This is a genomic window from Rhodanobacter sp. TND4EL1, assembly GCF_054061035.1.
In genome coordinates, this window is sequence record NZ_JBSSDT010000002.1 from 84,989 (window position 1) to 99,573 (window position 14,585).

10 protein-coding genes are annotated in these 14,585 nt (G+C 63.3%); 6 read left to right on the top strand and 4 right to left on the bottom strand.

All coding sequences use genetic code 11. The annotated features are described in order from the left end of the window. Positions 1-79 precede the first annotated feature (79 nt). On the top strand, positions 80-1,465 hold the full coding sequence (locus ACVWWQ_RS07020) for an MATE family efflux transporter (protein ID WP_099652936.1): 1,386 nt from the start codon (positions 80-82) through the stop codon (positions 1,463-1,465). Positions 1,466-1,505: 40 nt separating this feature from the next. Next, entirely contained in the window at positions 1,506-3,365 is a 1,860-nt protein-coding gene (gene sppA / locus ACVWWQ_RS07025; protein WP_133948497.1) for a signal peptide peptidase SppA, read from the top strand. Positions 3,366-3,487: 122 nt separating this feature from the next. Here the strand turns inward: sppA and ACVWWQ_RS07030 are convergent, their stop codons facing one another. Next, on the bottom strand, positions 3,488-3,688 hold the full coding sequence (locus ACVWWQ_RS07030) for a hypothetical protein (RefSeq protein ID WP_099652934.1): 201 nt from the start codon (positions 3,686-3,688) through the stop codon (positions 3,488-3,490). Positions 3,689-3,795: 107 nt separating this feature from the next. Between ACVWWQ_RS07030 and ACVWWQ_RS07035 the strand changes: the two genes are divergently transcribed. Beyond that, positions 3,796-4,578, top strand: coding sequence for an SDR family oxidoreductase (locus tag ACVWWQ_RS07035; protein WP_133948495.1), 783 nt, complete (start codon positions 3,796-3,798; stop codon positions 4,576-4,578). Between the two features lie 40 nt (positions 4,579-4,618). On the opposite strand, the gene ACVWWQ_RS07040 is transcribed toward ACVWWQ_RS07035, so the two are convergent. Next, complete coding sequence (locus ACVWWQ_RS07040) at positions 4,619-5,563, bottom strand: DegV family protein (protein WP_199107339.1); 945 nt, start codon at positions 5,561-5,563, stop codon at positions 4,619-4,621. 198 nt (positions 5,564-5,761) lie between these two features. Between ACVWWQ_RS07040 and ACVWWQ_RS07045 the strand changes: the two genes are divergently transcribed. The 3 genes from ACVWWQ_RS07045 (at position 5,762) to ACVWWQ_RS07055 (ending at position 11,752) form a co-directional block, all read left to right on the top strand. After that, entirely contained in the window at positions 5,762-6,553 is a 792-nt protein-coding gene (locus ACVWWQ_RS07045; RefSeq protein ID WP_099652931.1) for an AMP nucleosidase, read from the top strand. Positions 6,554-6,792: 239 nt separating this feature from the next. Next, entirely contained in the window at positions 6,793-8,124 is a 1,332-nt protein-coding gene (locus ACVWWQ_RS07050; protein ID WP_457383342.1) for a hypothetical protein, read from the top strand. Positions 8,125-8,578: 454 nt separating this feature from the next. After that, on the top strand, positions 8,579-11,752 hold the full coding sequence (locus ACVWWQ_RS07055; protein ID WP_457383343.1) for a TonB-dependent receptor: 3,174 nt from the start codon (positions 8,579-8,581) through the stop codon (positions 11,750-11,752). A gap of 142 nt (positions 11,753-11,894) precedes the next feature. On the opposite strand, the gene ACVWWQ_RS07060 is transcribed toward ACVWWQ_RS07055, so the two are convergent. Together ACVWWQ_RS07060 and grxD are read right to left on the bottom strand one after the other, a co-directional pair. Beyond that, positions 11,895-13,499, bottom strand: a complete 1,605-nt coding sequence (locus tag ACVWWQ_RS07060; RefSeq protein ID WP_166669710.1) for a tetratricopeptide repeat-containing sulfotransferase family protein — start codon at positions 13,497-13,499, stop codon at positions 11,895-11,897. A gap of 82 nt (positions 13,500-13,581) precedes the next feature. After that, on the bottom strand, positions 13,582-14,505 hold the full coding sequence (gene grxD, locus ACVWWQ_RS07065) for a Grx4 family monothiol glutaredoxin (RefSeq protein ID WP_133948491.1): 924 nt from the start codon (positions 14,503-14,505) through the stop codon (positions 13,582-13,584). Positions 14,506-14,585 lie beyond the last annotated feature (80 nt).

The window sequence follows — 14,585 nt, forward strand, 5'->3', positions numbered from 1 at the left end:
ATGTTCGCACATGCCGGCGGCTGACCGGCCGTGACCTATGGCTCAGGTAGAATGTGCCGCCTTGGAGTCTGCTGTGCCCATGAAACCCTTTCATCCCGAGCGTGCGCACCTGTGGCATGAAGTGCGCGCCACCGTGCGCCTTGCGCTGCCGCTGATCTGCGCCCAGGTCGCGGCGATCGGCAGCAATGTGATCGACGCCGTGCTGGCCGGTCACGTCAGTGCGCATGTGCTGGGTGCGGTGGCGGTGGGCGCGAGCATCTGGTCGCTGGCGATCGTCAGCGGCATCGGCATGATGATGGCGGTGCCCCCCTCCGTGGCCCAGCTCGATGGCGCAGGTCGGCGCATTGAGGTGGGTTCGGTTTTTCATCAGGCGCTGTGGCTGGCGCTGGGCATGGGGGTGCTGCTGTGGTTCGCGGTGCGTCATGCGGGGCCGCTGATCGACATGATCGGGGTGACCCCGAGCCTGCGCCACGATGTGCAGCGCTTCCTGCTGGCGATCAGCTGGGGCGCGCCGGCACTGACCATCTATTTCGCCCTGCGTGGACTGTCCGAAGGTCTGTCGATGACCCGGCCGTCGATGTACTTCAGCCTCGGCGGCCTGGTGTTGCTGGTGCCGCTGGGCTACGTGCTGATGTTCGGCAAGCTGGGCATTCCGCCGCAGGGGGCGCACGGTTGCGGCGTGGCCACGGCGATCGTGTTGTGGCTGGAAATGCTGGCGTTCGGCATCTATGTGATCTTCCGGCGCAACTATCACGGTCTGGGCCTGTTCGAACGTTTCGAAGGGCCGGACCTGCGCCGCATCGGCCAACTGATGCATATCGGCCTGCCGATGGCGGTGTCCCTGCTGGCCGAGGCCGGCCTGTTCGTGGCCACCGCGCTGATCATCGCCACGCTGGGCGAAGACGTGATCGCCAGCCATCAGGTCGCGCTCAACATTGCCTCGCTGTTCTTCATGATTCCGCTGGGCCTGGCCATGGCAATCACCGTGCGCGTGGGCAACGCGGTGGGTCGGGGCGATGAACGCGGCGTGCGCTACGCCGGCTTCTGCGGAATCGGCCTGACGCTGGTCACCCAGCTGTTTTCGGCCGCCTTGATGCTGATCTTCCCGCACTACATTGCCGCGTTGTATACGCACGACCCGAAGGTGATTGCGCTGGCGGTTCAGCTGATCATGCTGGCCGGCCTGTTCCAGTTTTCCGATGGCGTCCAGGTGGCTGCAAACGGCGCCCTGCGCGGCCTCAAGGACACCCGCGTGCCGATGGCGATCACCCTGTTTGCGTACTGGATTGTCGGCATGCCGGTGGGTTGGTGGCTGACCTTCCATCACGGCATGGGCGCGCGCGGCATGTGGATCGGCCTGATCGCCGGTTTGTCGGTGGCGGCGGTGATGTTGTTCACGCGCTTCTGGCGCAGCGCCTGGAAGCAGCGCTGGCGTCGCCATCTGCCGCTGGTCGCACCCGCCTGAACCGCTACGCTGGCCCCCTCCACACCTGGATATCCATCGCATGACCTCACCACCACCGCTTCGCCGCAACGGCTTCTGGGCTTTCCTGTGTGCCGTGGGACGTTTCATCAACGGCTTCCGGCTGGTGATCATCAACCTGGTGTTCTTCGGCTTGCTGTTCATCCTGCTGCTGGTGCTCGGCGCGGGCGTGGATCGCAACGTGCAGTCCGACAGCGTGCTGGTGATCAAGCCGCAGGGCCAGCTGGTCGAGCAATCCAGCATCGATCCGCTGCAGGGCGCGCTGGCGCGGCTGTCCGGCGAGGAGCCGAAACAGGTGCAGTTGCGCGATCTGGTCGGTGCGATTGACGCCGCGGCAAAGGACAAGCGGATCAGCCGCATCCTGCTGTTGCCGGACGAACTGCAAGGTGGCGGCTTCGCCGCGCTGCGCGAAGTCGGCGCGGCGCTGGACCGATTCCGCGCGGCAGGCAAGCCGGTGATCGCCTGGGGCGTGAACCTCGATCAGGGCCAGTACTACCTGGCCGCGCACGCCGACCGCCTGCTGGTCGACCCGCAGGGCGGGGTGATGATGACCGGGCTGGCCAGTTACCGGCTGTTCTACAAGGATCTGCTCGACAAGCTCGGCGTAGACGTTCATCTGTTCCGTGTGGGCGAGTTCAAGAGCGCCGCAGAGCCGTACATCCTTGACCATGCCTCGGCCGAGGCGAAGCAGGCGGACAGCTACTGGATGGGCGGCCTGTGGGATGGCTATCTGGCCGAGGTGGCGCAACTGCGCAAGCTGGATCCGGCGACGTTGCGCGATGACATCGACAACCTGCCCGAACATATCGCCAGCACCGGCGGCAACCTCGCCGAGCTGGCCGTGAATCAGCATCTGGTGGACGGGCTGGCCACCCGCGCCCAGCTGATCGCGATGATGCGCAAGGAGGGCGTGCCGGCCAACCGCAAGGGCGACAGCTTCCGCCAGATCGCGTTTGCCCGTTATGCGACGGCAGTGTCGACCGAGGACGACCGGTCCGGTCCGGGCGTGGCGATCGTGGTGGCCGAGGGCGAGATCGCCAGCGGCAAGCGCGGACCCGGTTCGATCGGTGGCGAGTCCACGGCGGCACTGGTGCGCAGCGCGCGCGAGGATCGCCAGACCAAGGCGTTGGTGCTGCGGGTCAACTCGCCCGGCGGCGAAGTGTTTGCCGCCGAACAGATCCGTCGCGAGATCGAGCTGACCCGGGAAGCGGGCATTCCGGTGGTGGTTTCGATGGGTGACGTGGCGGCCAGCGGCGGCTACTGGATCTCGATGAATGCCAACCGCATCTTCGCCGAGCCGAACACGATCACCGGTTCGATCGGCATTTTCGGCCTGTATTACACGGTGCCGGGCACGCTGGCCAAGCTGGGTGTGCAGAGCGACGGCATCAGCACCGGGCCGATGGCCGGGGCATTCGACATCACCCGTCCGCTCGATCCGAAAGTCGGCACGGTGATCCAGGCGATCATCGACAAGGGTTACCGGGATTTCGTCGGCAACGTGGCGAAAGCACGCGGCAAGAGTTACGAGGCGATCGACGCGATCGCGCAGGGACGGGTGTGGACCGGCCAGCAGGCGCTGCAGCGTGGCCTGGTCGATCAGCTCGGCGGACTGGATGCCGCGGTGGCCGCAGCGGCCGGCCTGGCGCATCTGGACAAGGGTTATCCGGTGCGTTACGTGGAGCCTCCGCAGGGTGGCTTCGAGCGCTTCCTGATCGGTCTCAACCAGAGCGCCAGCGTGCATTTGTTGCAGTCATTCGGCGTGCGCCTGCCGAGCTGGGTCGCGCAGTTGCCGGCGAGGGCACCCGAACTTCAGCTGCTGCGCCATGCCCGTGCGGGTACGCCAAACATCTACGCGGACTGTCTCTGCCGGCCGCATTGAGCCGGCCAGGTGGCGTCCGGAAGACCCCGGTCGTGTCGCGTCGGTTTTTCCCGGGACGGTCTTCGTCCGGGAAGATGCTGACGCGCAGACCAGCGCGCAAGCATCGCGTACAGGATGCGATGCTACTGCGCGGCCTCGATCTGCTTGCGCTGGTCATCGGACTGTTTTTCCAGGGTCTTGCTCACGTCTTTGGCGCGTTGCTCGTCGGCGCGCATCGCGTCGAACGGGGTGCTGACAGCAGCCGGTTTCGCCTGGGGTTCCGGTGGCTTGCGCGAACACGCGCCGAGCGCGACAAGACAGAGCAGGATCGGCAGCAGCTTCATGGTGGTTCCCGTGCATGTGCTTGATGGATGCGCCGAGTGTCCCGCCAGCGATGGCGGCAGGCAAGGAACGCGTTGGCAGCATGCGGGCGACGCTTTAAGCTGGCTGCATGAACAGCCGTCTCGATGCCTGGCAACTGCAAGGCCACAACGCCCTGATCACCGGTGCCAGCAAGGGCATCGGCTACGCCACCGCGCGCGAACTGGCCGGTCTGGGTGCCCATTTGTTGCTGGTCGCCCGTGATGCGGACTATCTGGAGCAGGTCAGGATCGAGCTGGCCGACGATTTTCCCGCCAGTGAGGTGATGGCGTTCGCCGCCGACGTGAGTGAGTCGGAGGACCGGCTGGCGGTGTTCGACTGGATTGCCGACCTGGGTACCCCGCTGTCACTGCTGGTCAACAACGCCGGCGGCAACCAGCCGGGGGCCACACTGGACTATCGCGAGGACGGCTACCGCGCGATCTTCGAGCAGAACCTGTTCAGTGCATTCGAGATGTGCCGGCTGGCGCACCCGCAACTGGTCCAGCATGCGCACGCGGCCATCGTCAATGTGGGCTCGGTGTCCGGGATGACCCATGTGCGTACCGGCTCGCCCTACGGCATGAGCAAGGCCGCGCTGCACCAGCTCACCCGCAACCTTGCCGCGGAATGGGCGGTGGACGGCATCCGGGTCAATGCGGTGGCGCCGTGGTACATCCGCACCCAACGTTCCGAGCCGGCGCTGACCGGTACTGACTATCTTGATGAAGTGCTCGATCGCACTCCGCTGGATCGCATCGGTGAACCCGAGGAGGTGGCCGCGGCGATCGCCTTCCTGTGCCTGCCCGCGGCCAGCTATATCACCGGCCAGGTGCTGGCGGTCGACGGTGGCTTCCTCAATTACGGGTTCTGAATCCGCGCGGTGGTCGCACGGCGCATTCGCGCGATGACGCTCAGAACTCGGCGACGTGATCCTCGGCGGCGAAGCCGATGGTGACCGCGCCTTCGCCCACATTGACCATGCCGGTGATGCTCATCGGTGCTTCCATCAGTTCCACGCCGCATTCCTCGCAAGCCTGTCGCAGCTCCCGGTAACCGGGAAGATGGGACAGCACGGCAAGGTCGCCGCCATAACTGGCACATACCACCGGCACCATCAGGCCGGCGCGCACGCGCTGGGTGACATAGCCAAACAGTGCTTCGGCGCCCTGCTCGAAGCCACGCACCTTGCCGACCGGGCCGGTCTCGCCCTGGAAGCAACGCAGGATCGGCTTGATGTCCAACGCCGAGCCGAGCATCGCACTGACCAGGCCGACGCTGCGATCATTCTTCTTCTTGGCGCGCGCACGCAGGTAGTACAGGTCGCGCGGCAGCATGTAGCCGTAGGTGTGGTTGGCGATGTGGGTGAGCCGCTCCCGGATGGTTGCCGGCGGTTCGTCCGCGGCGATCAGGCGGGCCGCCTCATAGATCGCCGGTGCCGCGCCGGCGAACACGTTGCGCGTATCGATCACGCGCATCATGAACGGGCCGGGGACGCCGGCCTGGTCGCGCACCTGGCGATAGTTCTTGAGGATGCCGAAGCTGGCCTTGTTGACGTGCTCGTTGATCGGGCTGCGGGTGGCGGTGATGGTCAGGCAGAACACGCAGTCCTGCTCCAGCACCAGCTTCTCGAGGAACAGCTTCTGGACATCGTCCACCGGGCACGGCTCGGTTTCCGCCGAATGGCTGCGGTTGCCCAGCCGACGGTCGATGAATCGCTGGATCTCTTCCGGCCGGCGATCGTCCATGAAAACTTCCCGATCGATCTTGATCGTGATCGGCATGACCGAGACGTTGTGTTTCTGCAGGAACTCCTGCGAAATATCGCAAGCCGCATCAATTGCCAGACCCATCCGCATCAGGTAATCCCCCCGCTCTTTGATGGCAGCCGAAACATAGCATGGGGGCGGCGTTTGTGGCGTCCGTCGCAGCTTTCGAGCGCTGCCGCCTCCAGCCCGGCTGGCGGGGTGCCAACGGCCACCCTAAGATGAAGCGACAAAAACTGGCATCTCGCCGGCGTGGCGTCGTCGGCAACCCTGATTCGGGCAAGACCTCAGATGAAGAACAAACAGGAAATCGTCTCCAACTGGCTGCCGCGCTACACCGGTACCCCGCTGGAACAGTTCGGCGAACATGTTTTGCTGACCAATTTCGGGAATTACGTGGAGTTGTTCGCGCAATGGCATGGCGTGGAAGTCCAAGGACGCGACCGACCGATGCCGAATGCCACGGCCGACGGCATCACCATGATCAACTTCGGCATGGGCAGTCCCAACGCGGCGACCATGATGGACTTGCTCAGTGCCATCGGCCCCCAAGCGGCCTTGTTCCTCGGCAAATGTGGCGGCGTCAAGAAGAAGAACCAGCTGGGCGACCTGGTGTTGCCGATCGCGGCGATCCGCGGCGAGGGCACCAGCAATGACTACCTGCCGCCGGAGGTGCCGGCGCTGCCCGCCTTCCAGCTGCAGCGCGCGGTGTCCACCATGATTCGCGACCTGGGCCACGATTACTGGACCGGCACGGTTTACACCACCAACCGGCGTGTGTGGGAACACGACGACACGTTCAAGGAATACCTGCGGCGCACCCGCTGCATGGCGGTGGACATGGAGACCGCGACGATCTTCGCGGCGGGCTTCGCCAACCGGATTCCGTGTGGTGCGTTGCTGCTGGTGTCGGACCAGCCGATGGTGCCGGAGGGCGTGAAGACCGAAGCGAGCGATCGCAGCATCACGGCAAAGTACGTCGAGGCGCATATCAAGATCGGCATCGAGGCGCTCAAGCTGGTGCGCCGCAATGGCCGCAGCGTGAAGCACCTGCGCTTTGAGGAGGATCCGGAAACGGAATGATCCGATGCCGCACCGGCCGAGGGGTGGGCAGGTGCGGAACGCATGTCGGCATGGGCGCCGGTCCGGAAGCTGGCCGGCGCGTCGCCATGTCGAGAGTGCGCTCGGGAGGCAGGCGCTGCCAGTGCGCCATCCATTGTCGAACGCGTCGGGTACTTGTTGTATGCGCAATTCGCGCGCACGCTTGGTCGCCGCGGGTTTGCCAGTCGATTCCCATGTCGAAAAGTCTTTTCCGGCTGAACGTGTTTCTCGTCGCGGCGCTGACTTTCAGCAGTGCGATTGCCCGGTCCTATGATCGGGAAGGGATCGAGATGTTCCGGCAGATGCGGAAGCAGCCCAGCCAGCTGGCTCGCTACCAGTATCTGCAGCAGGCGATGCCCGGCCTCTCTGCGTCGAACCAGCTGATGGCGGGCCAATTCCGCTCGTTCTCGCTGGACGAGTTGGGGCTGTACAACCAGGCGGTGTTGAGTTTTCCGCTCAAGAGCGAGCCGCCACCCAATCTGGTTCTGGCCGATCGCGACGAATGGAAAAGTGCCGACGCGGTCGACGTCATCGCGAAGCTCGCCGTTGATCGACGCATCGTGCTGATCAACGAAGCACACCACGTCGCGCATACACGGGTTCTTACCCTTGCGCTGCTGCCGCGGCTGCGCGAGCTGGGATTCAAGTACTTTGCGGCCGAGGCGCTGGGGGACGATGATCCCGGTTTGATGCGCCGTGGCTATCCGATCAGGCGCAGCGGCACCGAATACCTGCAGGAGCCGCTCTACGGCGACGTGATACGCGAAGCGATCCGGCTGGGTTTCACCATCGTGCCCTATGACAGCACCCTGCTGGATCCGCAGTTGCGTGATGCTGCACAGGCCAATGCGCTGTTCCAGAAGGTGTTTGCCAGGGATCCGCAGGCACGCCTCTTCGTCCACGCCGGCTATGCACATATCGACAAGGCCCGCGGGCGTCTTGACGACATCGAGCCGATGGCGATGAAGCTGGCGGCGTTGACCGGCTTCGCCCCGCTGTCGATCGACCAGACTCAATTTCTTGAGTCCGGCCCGGAAGCTTCCGATGCTTACCATGTGTTGATCCATCGATTCCCGACGCGATCCCCCGAGGTGCTGGTCAATCGCATCACGGGCAAGCCATGGAGTGCGTTGCCGGACTTTTATGACATGAATGTGATCTTGCCCGAGGCGCTCGATGTAAAAACGTTCGGGGATACCGCGCTGACTCAATTCGGCGGCGCCACACTCAAGAACGTCCGCGACCCATCCAGGCTGGTGGCCGGATCAATGACCTCGTTTAATCAGATGCCTCGTCCGAAATGGTTGACCCTCGCCGGACAACGATATCCCTTTCCCATTGATACGATCATGTGCAGAAAAGACCTGCCATGCGTCGTCAGCGCCGTTTACAGCCGCGAGTCCGATGACGCCACGCCGGCCGACAGCTATGCCTTCACTGCGCCTTATGCCAGCAGCAAGCTGTACCTGCGCCCAGGCGCCTACCAGCTGCATGCCCGCAATGCAGCGGGAAAGACCTTGGCCGAGAAGACCATCCGGATAAAGGCCCCTTGAGGCGCTGACTCTCCGCGCTTGCCGTTCATCTGGTCCGACGAGAGCCGGGGGGGCTTCCAGTCGCCCGGATCATCCTTGGTTTGGCGGTGAAACTGTCGGCCTCGGCGTCTGGAGTACGCAACAACCTGCGTTGAACACGCTAATGCCGATTAATCACGAATGAGCATTATGCGGGCCCGAGAGATTATTTTTCCGCAATAACTTTCGATTATCTCCAGTGCGTCGTCAATTAACGTAAAAACATGCGTTTTCACGCAATATGATGTTGTTGACTTTTTGTTATGTTGACGCTTAGTGTCCGACAACAAATTGCTAACACGCTCGTAATGAAAGCGCGTCTTCCAAAAAAGACAAGCAGTTTGAATTGGCTGCATCAACAAGACGATGAGTCCAGTTGAAACAGCTGTTTATTCAACTCTTTCCAAAGTTCTGGCCGGTGGGGAACCTATCCAACATGAACAGCAAAAATTTGACGCGCATTACTAAAGCGTCTGTACGCCACACTGCACTGGCTGTTGCCATTGCCGCGACCATGGGCTTGTCCGGGCAGGCGTTCGCGCAGGCCACCACGGGTCGCATTTTCGGTCAGGCTCCAGTCGCCAATGGCGAAACAGTGCAGGTCGTCGGCGGCTCCGGCTTCAACCGCACCGTGCCTGTGGACAGCGCAGGTCGTTACTCGATTGCGGTTCCGGTGGGCAGCTATACGGTGAACCTGATCCAGAACGGACAGGTGATCCAGTCCAAGACCAATGTCGAGCCAAACGTTTCGAGCGGCGCCGCGGTGGACTTCGCCGGGGCGAGCAGCAAGAACGCCGAGAACCTCAGCATGGTCACGGTCACGGCCAATGCGCTGCCGGCGATCGACGTTTCCTCGACCCGCCAGAGTCAGGTGATCACCGCCCAGCAGCTTTCGCAGCTGCCGCTCGCCCGTTCCGGTGAGGCCATTGCGTTGCTGGCCCCGGGTACGGTTGCGGCCGCTGGTGCGCTGGGCAGCGGTCCGACGGGTGCACCGCTGGTGTCCTTTGGCGGCGCGTCGGCTCAGGAAAATGCTTATTACATCAACGGATTCAACACCTCCGATCCGCTGGCAAACCAGGGCGGCATCACGCTTCCGTACGGCTCCATCGAGCAGCAGGAAACCCTGACCAGCGGTTACGGCGCAGCGTATGGCCGTTCGGCCGGCGGCGTGATCAGCCAGATCGGCAAGAGCGGCACCAACGACTGGCATTTCGGCGCCCAGGCGCTGTGGCAGCCGGCGTTCGCGCGATCCTCCACCGACAACATCCTGTATGCCAACCCGCTGCGGCCGACCACGGTCGGCACGATGTACCGCTATCGTCAGCCCAACACCCAGTGGCAGACGGTTTACGACGCCTACGTCAGTGGTCCGCTGATCAAGGACAAGTTGTTCTTCTTCGTGTCGGCCGAAGCTTCCAAGACACAGGGAGCCGTGAATGGCAGCGTCGGCAACGGGCATATCGATGAACAGAAATTCAGCGATCCCAAGTTCTACGCCAAGCTGGACTGGAACATCAACGACAGCAACATCATTTCGTTGACGGGCATCCGGAACAAGGATCAGTTCCAGGGCAGCGAGTTCCTTTACGACAACACGGCTCACCAGAAGGGCGCCTTCGACAGCTACGATCCGTCGACCAAGAACGCGTTCGGCATCTGGGTCGGCAAGTACACCGGATACATCACCGACAACCTGACCGTGAATGCCATGTACGGCAAGCTGTCAGGCACGTATTACTCGGCGATCCCCGGCGCCGTCGCTTCGCCGTTGCCCAACATCATCGGTCCGGATCAGCAGAACACCAACCTGCCTGGTGTCGGCCCCAACGGCAATTCCAACTCCAATACGCAGGCGCAGGAAGGCAGCCAGGACCACAGGTCGAGCACGAGCAATCTGCGCATCGATCTGGACTGGAAGCTTGGCCCCCATGACATCCAGTTCGGTATCGACAACCAGCTGACGCAGGATCTGGGTGATGGCAGCATCACGACGGGTCCGGGCTACGCCTGGGACTATGTCAACGTGGGTGGTTATCAGGCGGGCACCGGCCCGACCACGTCGCCCTGGGTTGATGACCCGGCGAATTACCCCAACAGCACCAACCCGGCCAGCCCCGGCAAGGTCTATTCGGTCAGCAAGTATGTATTCCTGACCTCTGCCTCGCTCTCGGTCAAGCAGCACGCGCAGTACATCCAGGACAACTGGCAGGTCAACGACAACCTGCTGCTGAACCTGGGCATCCGCAATGACCAGTTCACCAACTACAACTCGAACAGCAAGCCTTACGCGCGTCTGACGCATGGCCAGTGGGCGCCGCGGCTTGGTTTCAGCTGGGACGTGTTTGGCGATGCCAGCATGAAGATCTTCGGCAATGCCGGCCGTTACTACCTGGCACTGCCGACCTCGGTCGCCTTGCGTGAGGCATCTTCGTCTACCTTCACCCAGCAGTACTACACCTACTCGAGTATCGATGCGAACGGTATCCCGGGCGGACTGATTCCGATCAATTCGAAGGGCCAGACCTCGGGTCCCGGCGTGCCGGTTTCGCTGAACAACGAGTACGGCCAGGCACTTGATCCGAACACGGTGCATTCGAGCAACCTCAAGGCCGAATACCAGGACGAGTTCGTGCTGGGCATGCAGCAGCAGATCAACTCGTCGTGGGTGTATGGCGTGCAGGGCATGTATCGCAAGCTCGGTCGCATCATCGATGACGTCGCCGACGGAGCTACCGAATGTCAGCAACTGATTGCACAGAACGGCGGCATTCGGTCGCAGCTGGACGCGCAGGGCCTGGCCAATGACCCGACGGGCTACGATCCGGCGAATCCGTGCGGTACCCCGGCAGACCTGGGCATTCAGGGCAGCGTACTGATCAACCCGGGCTCGACCAACACGTTCCGCGTGTCGAATGGCGCGGGTGGCTATAACCAGTTCACCGTATCCCCGGCACAGTTCGGTTTCCCGAAGGCCACTCGCAAGTACTACTCGCTTGAGGCCTATCTGGAGCACCCGTTTGACGGCAAGTGGCAGGGCAAGATCGACTACGTGTTCTCCAAGAGCTACGGCAGCACGGAAGGCCCGGTGGAGTCGAGCATCGGCCAGGGCGGTTCGTCGGGTTCGATCACGACTCAGTGGGACTTCGGTTCGATGATGCAGTACGCCAATGGCTTGCAGGCGAACAACCGCAAGCATGTGCTCAAGGCCTACGGTTCTTATCAGATCGCCCCGGAATGGATGATCAGCGGCATCCTGACCCTGGCGTCAGGTACCCCCGCGATGTGCCTGGGTTATCTCGGTCCGAACGAAATCACCGGCGATGGCTATGCCAACTACTACCACTGGTGTGGTGGCAAGCCCGCTCCGGGTGGCTCGACGGGTAATACGCCGTGGGTTCATCAGCTGAATCTGAGTGGTGAATACCGGCCGCTGTGGGCGGGCAAGAAGCTCGCGTTCCAGTTGCAGGTGCACAACGTGTTCAACGAGCAGAATGCGACGCAGCTCTATCCGAACTTCGGAAAGTTGAGTTCGCCCAGCATCAACTACCGTCGTGCCGAGTACACGGAGGCACCGCGTTACGTCCAGGTTGGCGTGACGTACGACTGGTAAGTGGAAACAACGATGGCGCACCGGCAAAGCGGTGCGCCATCCGCGTGAGAGTCCAAACAAGAAGGCCGCCCATCGGGCGGCCTTCTTGTTTGCGCGGGATTGAATGGGAGCCGTTGAGCCGGAGCCAGGTACCCGCGTGCCGTCAGGCGGTTCGTGTATCGCCCAACCGGCTTCGAAGAGGCTCCAGTTGGGTCGGATAGTGCGAACTGTGCGCCATCGGTCCACGCAGCGGTTCGCGCACCTGGGCCGCGCTGGCCGTGCTGCGTACGGTACGGGAGGACAGATGCGGGGACAGGCACGCTTCGTCGAAATCCAGGCCGCAGAACGCCAGCAATCGGCGTATCCGAGTCTCGGGATCGGCCAGCAATGTCTCGTACTGATGGTCCAGCATGCGCTGCGGGAAAAGCGTCTGCCAATGACGCCGCAGGCGATCGTAATCCTTGTAATGGTCGGCCATGTCCGTGAGGTCGTAGCTGAAGTGCGCGCCGTTGCTGAACAATTGGCGATAGCAGGCGAAACAGGTTTCCAGCGGATCGCGATGGCAACTCACGATGCGCGCGCCCGGCAGCATGGCCGCGATGGCGCCGACATATTGCCAAGTGACCAGGTTCTTGTCGGTGAAGCGCGCCCGTTCCTGGCGCCAGCGCCGGGTACGCGCAAGATAGTCATTCCCCAGCCGCGACCAGTCTTCGGCGGTTGCGTCCGCCACCCACAGCGGGAACGCCTTTCCTCGACGCCTTGATTCGTCCTCGATGACCTGCGGAAAATCCGTGATTTCGTTGGCCCCCTCGACATCGGGATGGGACGCGAGAATTTGCTCGGTCAGCGTGCTGCCAGAGCGCGGCAAGCTCACTATGAAAATCACTTCATGGCCCAGGGTCGGCTCTGCCGGTGTCGGCAGCGGCGCTTCGAACGCCGCCATGATGGCACTCACGCGGGCATGCTCCGCGTCCCCGTTCCATCCCACCGAACGCCGCTTCAGCGCATTGGCTTGTTGCAGCGACTTGAACGCGCCGACGTAGTCGGCCTGATCCTCGCAAGCCTTGGTAAGCGCGAATTGCAGCCAGATGCGTGCCTCGTTGTCGGTGGTGCGCTGCAACGCACGTTCCAACTGGGCCACGTCGGCGGGCGCGAACCCCACGGTCTTCAAGTTGGCCAGGGAGAACCAGGCCAGTGCGTGGGTCGGCTGACGGCGCAACACTTCACGATAGTTGCGGGCCGCACCGTCGATGTCGCCCAGCCCGGTCAATGCGTCGGCCAGACATATGCGCGACAACACATGGGCCGGATCAAGGGTGAGCGCCTTTTCCAGTGCAGTCTGGGCAGCCCCATACTGGAGTTGCAGCTTCAGCGCCTTGCCCAGGTTGTACCAGCCGGAGCTCATGTCCGGAGCCAGTTCGCAGGCATGGCGAAGGCTGGTCAGCGCAGCCTCGGTGGCGCCCGTTTCGTAAAGGGCGCTGCCAAGGTTCATGTGCGCGGTGGCGTCGCCGGCGTTGATGGCGAGCGCGTGTTGCAGGAAATCGATCGCCTTCGCGTGGTCACCGCGAATCTGCGAAACAACGCCCATCAACCGGTTTGCCTCCGCGCAGTCCGGCGCCAGCGCCAGCACGCCGAACAATGCACGTTCGGCGTCATCAAGCTGCTGGCGCCCCAGCGCCGTGCCCGCCGCGTTGAGCAAGCGCGTGGCGGTGGGTGACAGGGCGCCGAGTGATACCTGGGCAGGCGGTCGGGACGAGGTTCCCTTCATGGCGGGTGACATCCGGGTTTCATGGGGCCGGGCATGCGGTGGCCCGATTCATTTTCGCGTGCTTCGGAACCGCGCCGGCCGCTCAGTAACGCGGTACCTCGGGGTTCACTTCAATCGCCCAGGCGTCCATCCCGCCTTCCACGTTGTGGAGATTGCTGAAGCCGTGCGCAGCGAAGCGCTCGGCCATGGCGCGGCTGGACATGCCGTGGTGGCAGATGAAGGCGATCGGCGTGTCCTTCGGCAGCGACGCGAGCTTCTCGTAGCCTTCGTCTTCCAGTACCCGGGCCTGCGCCAGCGGTGCGGCGAGCGCGCGGCCCTGGGCCGGGCGTACGTCGATCAACACGATGTCGTTGGCGGCGAGTCGAGTGCTGAGCTGCTGGACGCTGAGCGACTTGATTTCCACGGCGCTGGGGAACTTCAGGCTCAGGCCCTCGCCCTGTACCGTCGATACCCAGTCGATCACGATGCCCTTCGCGCGCTGGGCGCTGGCCGGGTCGAAGTGCACTTCGAGGCCATTGGCCACCGCCACGATGTCGTGCTCGCCGGCCGGCGCCAGCTGGAAGCCGGCGCTGTGGTCGGGGCCGATCTCCAGGTGCAGTGCCACGCCTTGCGCATTCGCGGTGCCCTGCCGGATCGCTTCGGCGGCGGCGTCCGTGATGGTGATTTCCGGCGGGGTACGGTCCGGCGCGGTGGCACCGAACAGCTGGTGCAGTTCGCCGCTGCCGTACATCTGGCGGATGATGTCGGCGCCGCCGACCAGTTCGCCGCCCACGTACAACTGCGGGATCGTCGGCCAATCGCCGTAAGCCTTGATGCCTTCGCGGATCTCCGGGTCTTCCAGCACGTTCACCGTATGGTATTCCGGCAACAATTCGTTCAGCGTGTTGGTGGCGGCGGCGGAGAAGCCGCACATCGGCTGGTTGCGGTCACCCTTCATGAACAGCACCACGCGGTGGTCCTTGAGCAGGGTTTCGATACGTTCGCGGGTGCCGGGATCGAGCGACATGGCGTGATTCCTGAAGAGCGGGTGGGAGACCGTGCATGATACCGCGCCTGCGGGTCGTGCCGGATTGACCGGGATCAGGG

Excerpts from the sequence above, each read along its gene's own strand:
- sppA (WP_133948497.1), top strand. The coding sequence starts at position 1,506 with ATGACCTCACCACCACCGCTTCGCCGCAACGGCTTCTGGGCTTTCCTG.
- ACVWWQ_RS07055 (WP_457383343.1), top strand. The coding sequence starts at position 8,579 with ATGAACAGCAAAAATTTGACGCGCATTACTAAAGCGTCTGTACGCCAC.
- ACVWWQ_RS07040 (WP_199107339.1), bottom strand. The coding sequence starts at position 5,563 with ATGCGGATGGGTCTGGCAATTGATGCGGCTTGCGATATTTCGCAGGAG.
- grxD (WP_133948491.1), bottom strand. The coding sequence starts at position 14,505 with ATGTCGCTCGATCCCGGCACCCGCGAACGTATCGAAACCCTGCTCAAG.
- ACVWWQ_RS07020 (WP_099652936.1), top strand. The coding sequence starts at position 80 with ATGAAACCCTTTCATCCCGAGCGTGCGCACCTGTGGCATGAAGTGCGC.
- ACVWWQ_RS07045 (WP_099652931.1), top strand. The coding sequence starts at position 5,762 with ATGAAGAACAAACAGGAAATCGTCTCCAACTGGCTGCCGCGCTACACC.
- ACVWWQ_RS07060 (WP_166669710.1), bottom strand. The coding sequence starts at position 13,499 with ATGAAGGGAACCTCGTCCCGACCGCCTGCCCAGGTATCACTCGGCGCC.
- ACVWWQ_RS07030 (WP_099652934.1), bottom strand. The coding sequence starts at position 3,688 with ATGAAGCTGCTGCCGATCCTGCTCTGTCTTGTCGCGCTCGGCGCGTGT.
- ACVWWQ_RS07035 (WP_133948495.1), top strand. The coding sequence starts at position 3,796 with ATGAACAGCCGTCTCGATGCCTGGCAACTGCAAGGCCACAACGCCCTG.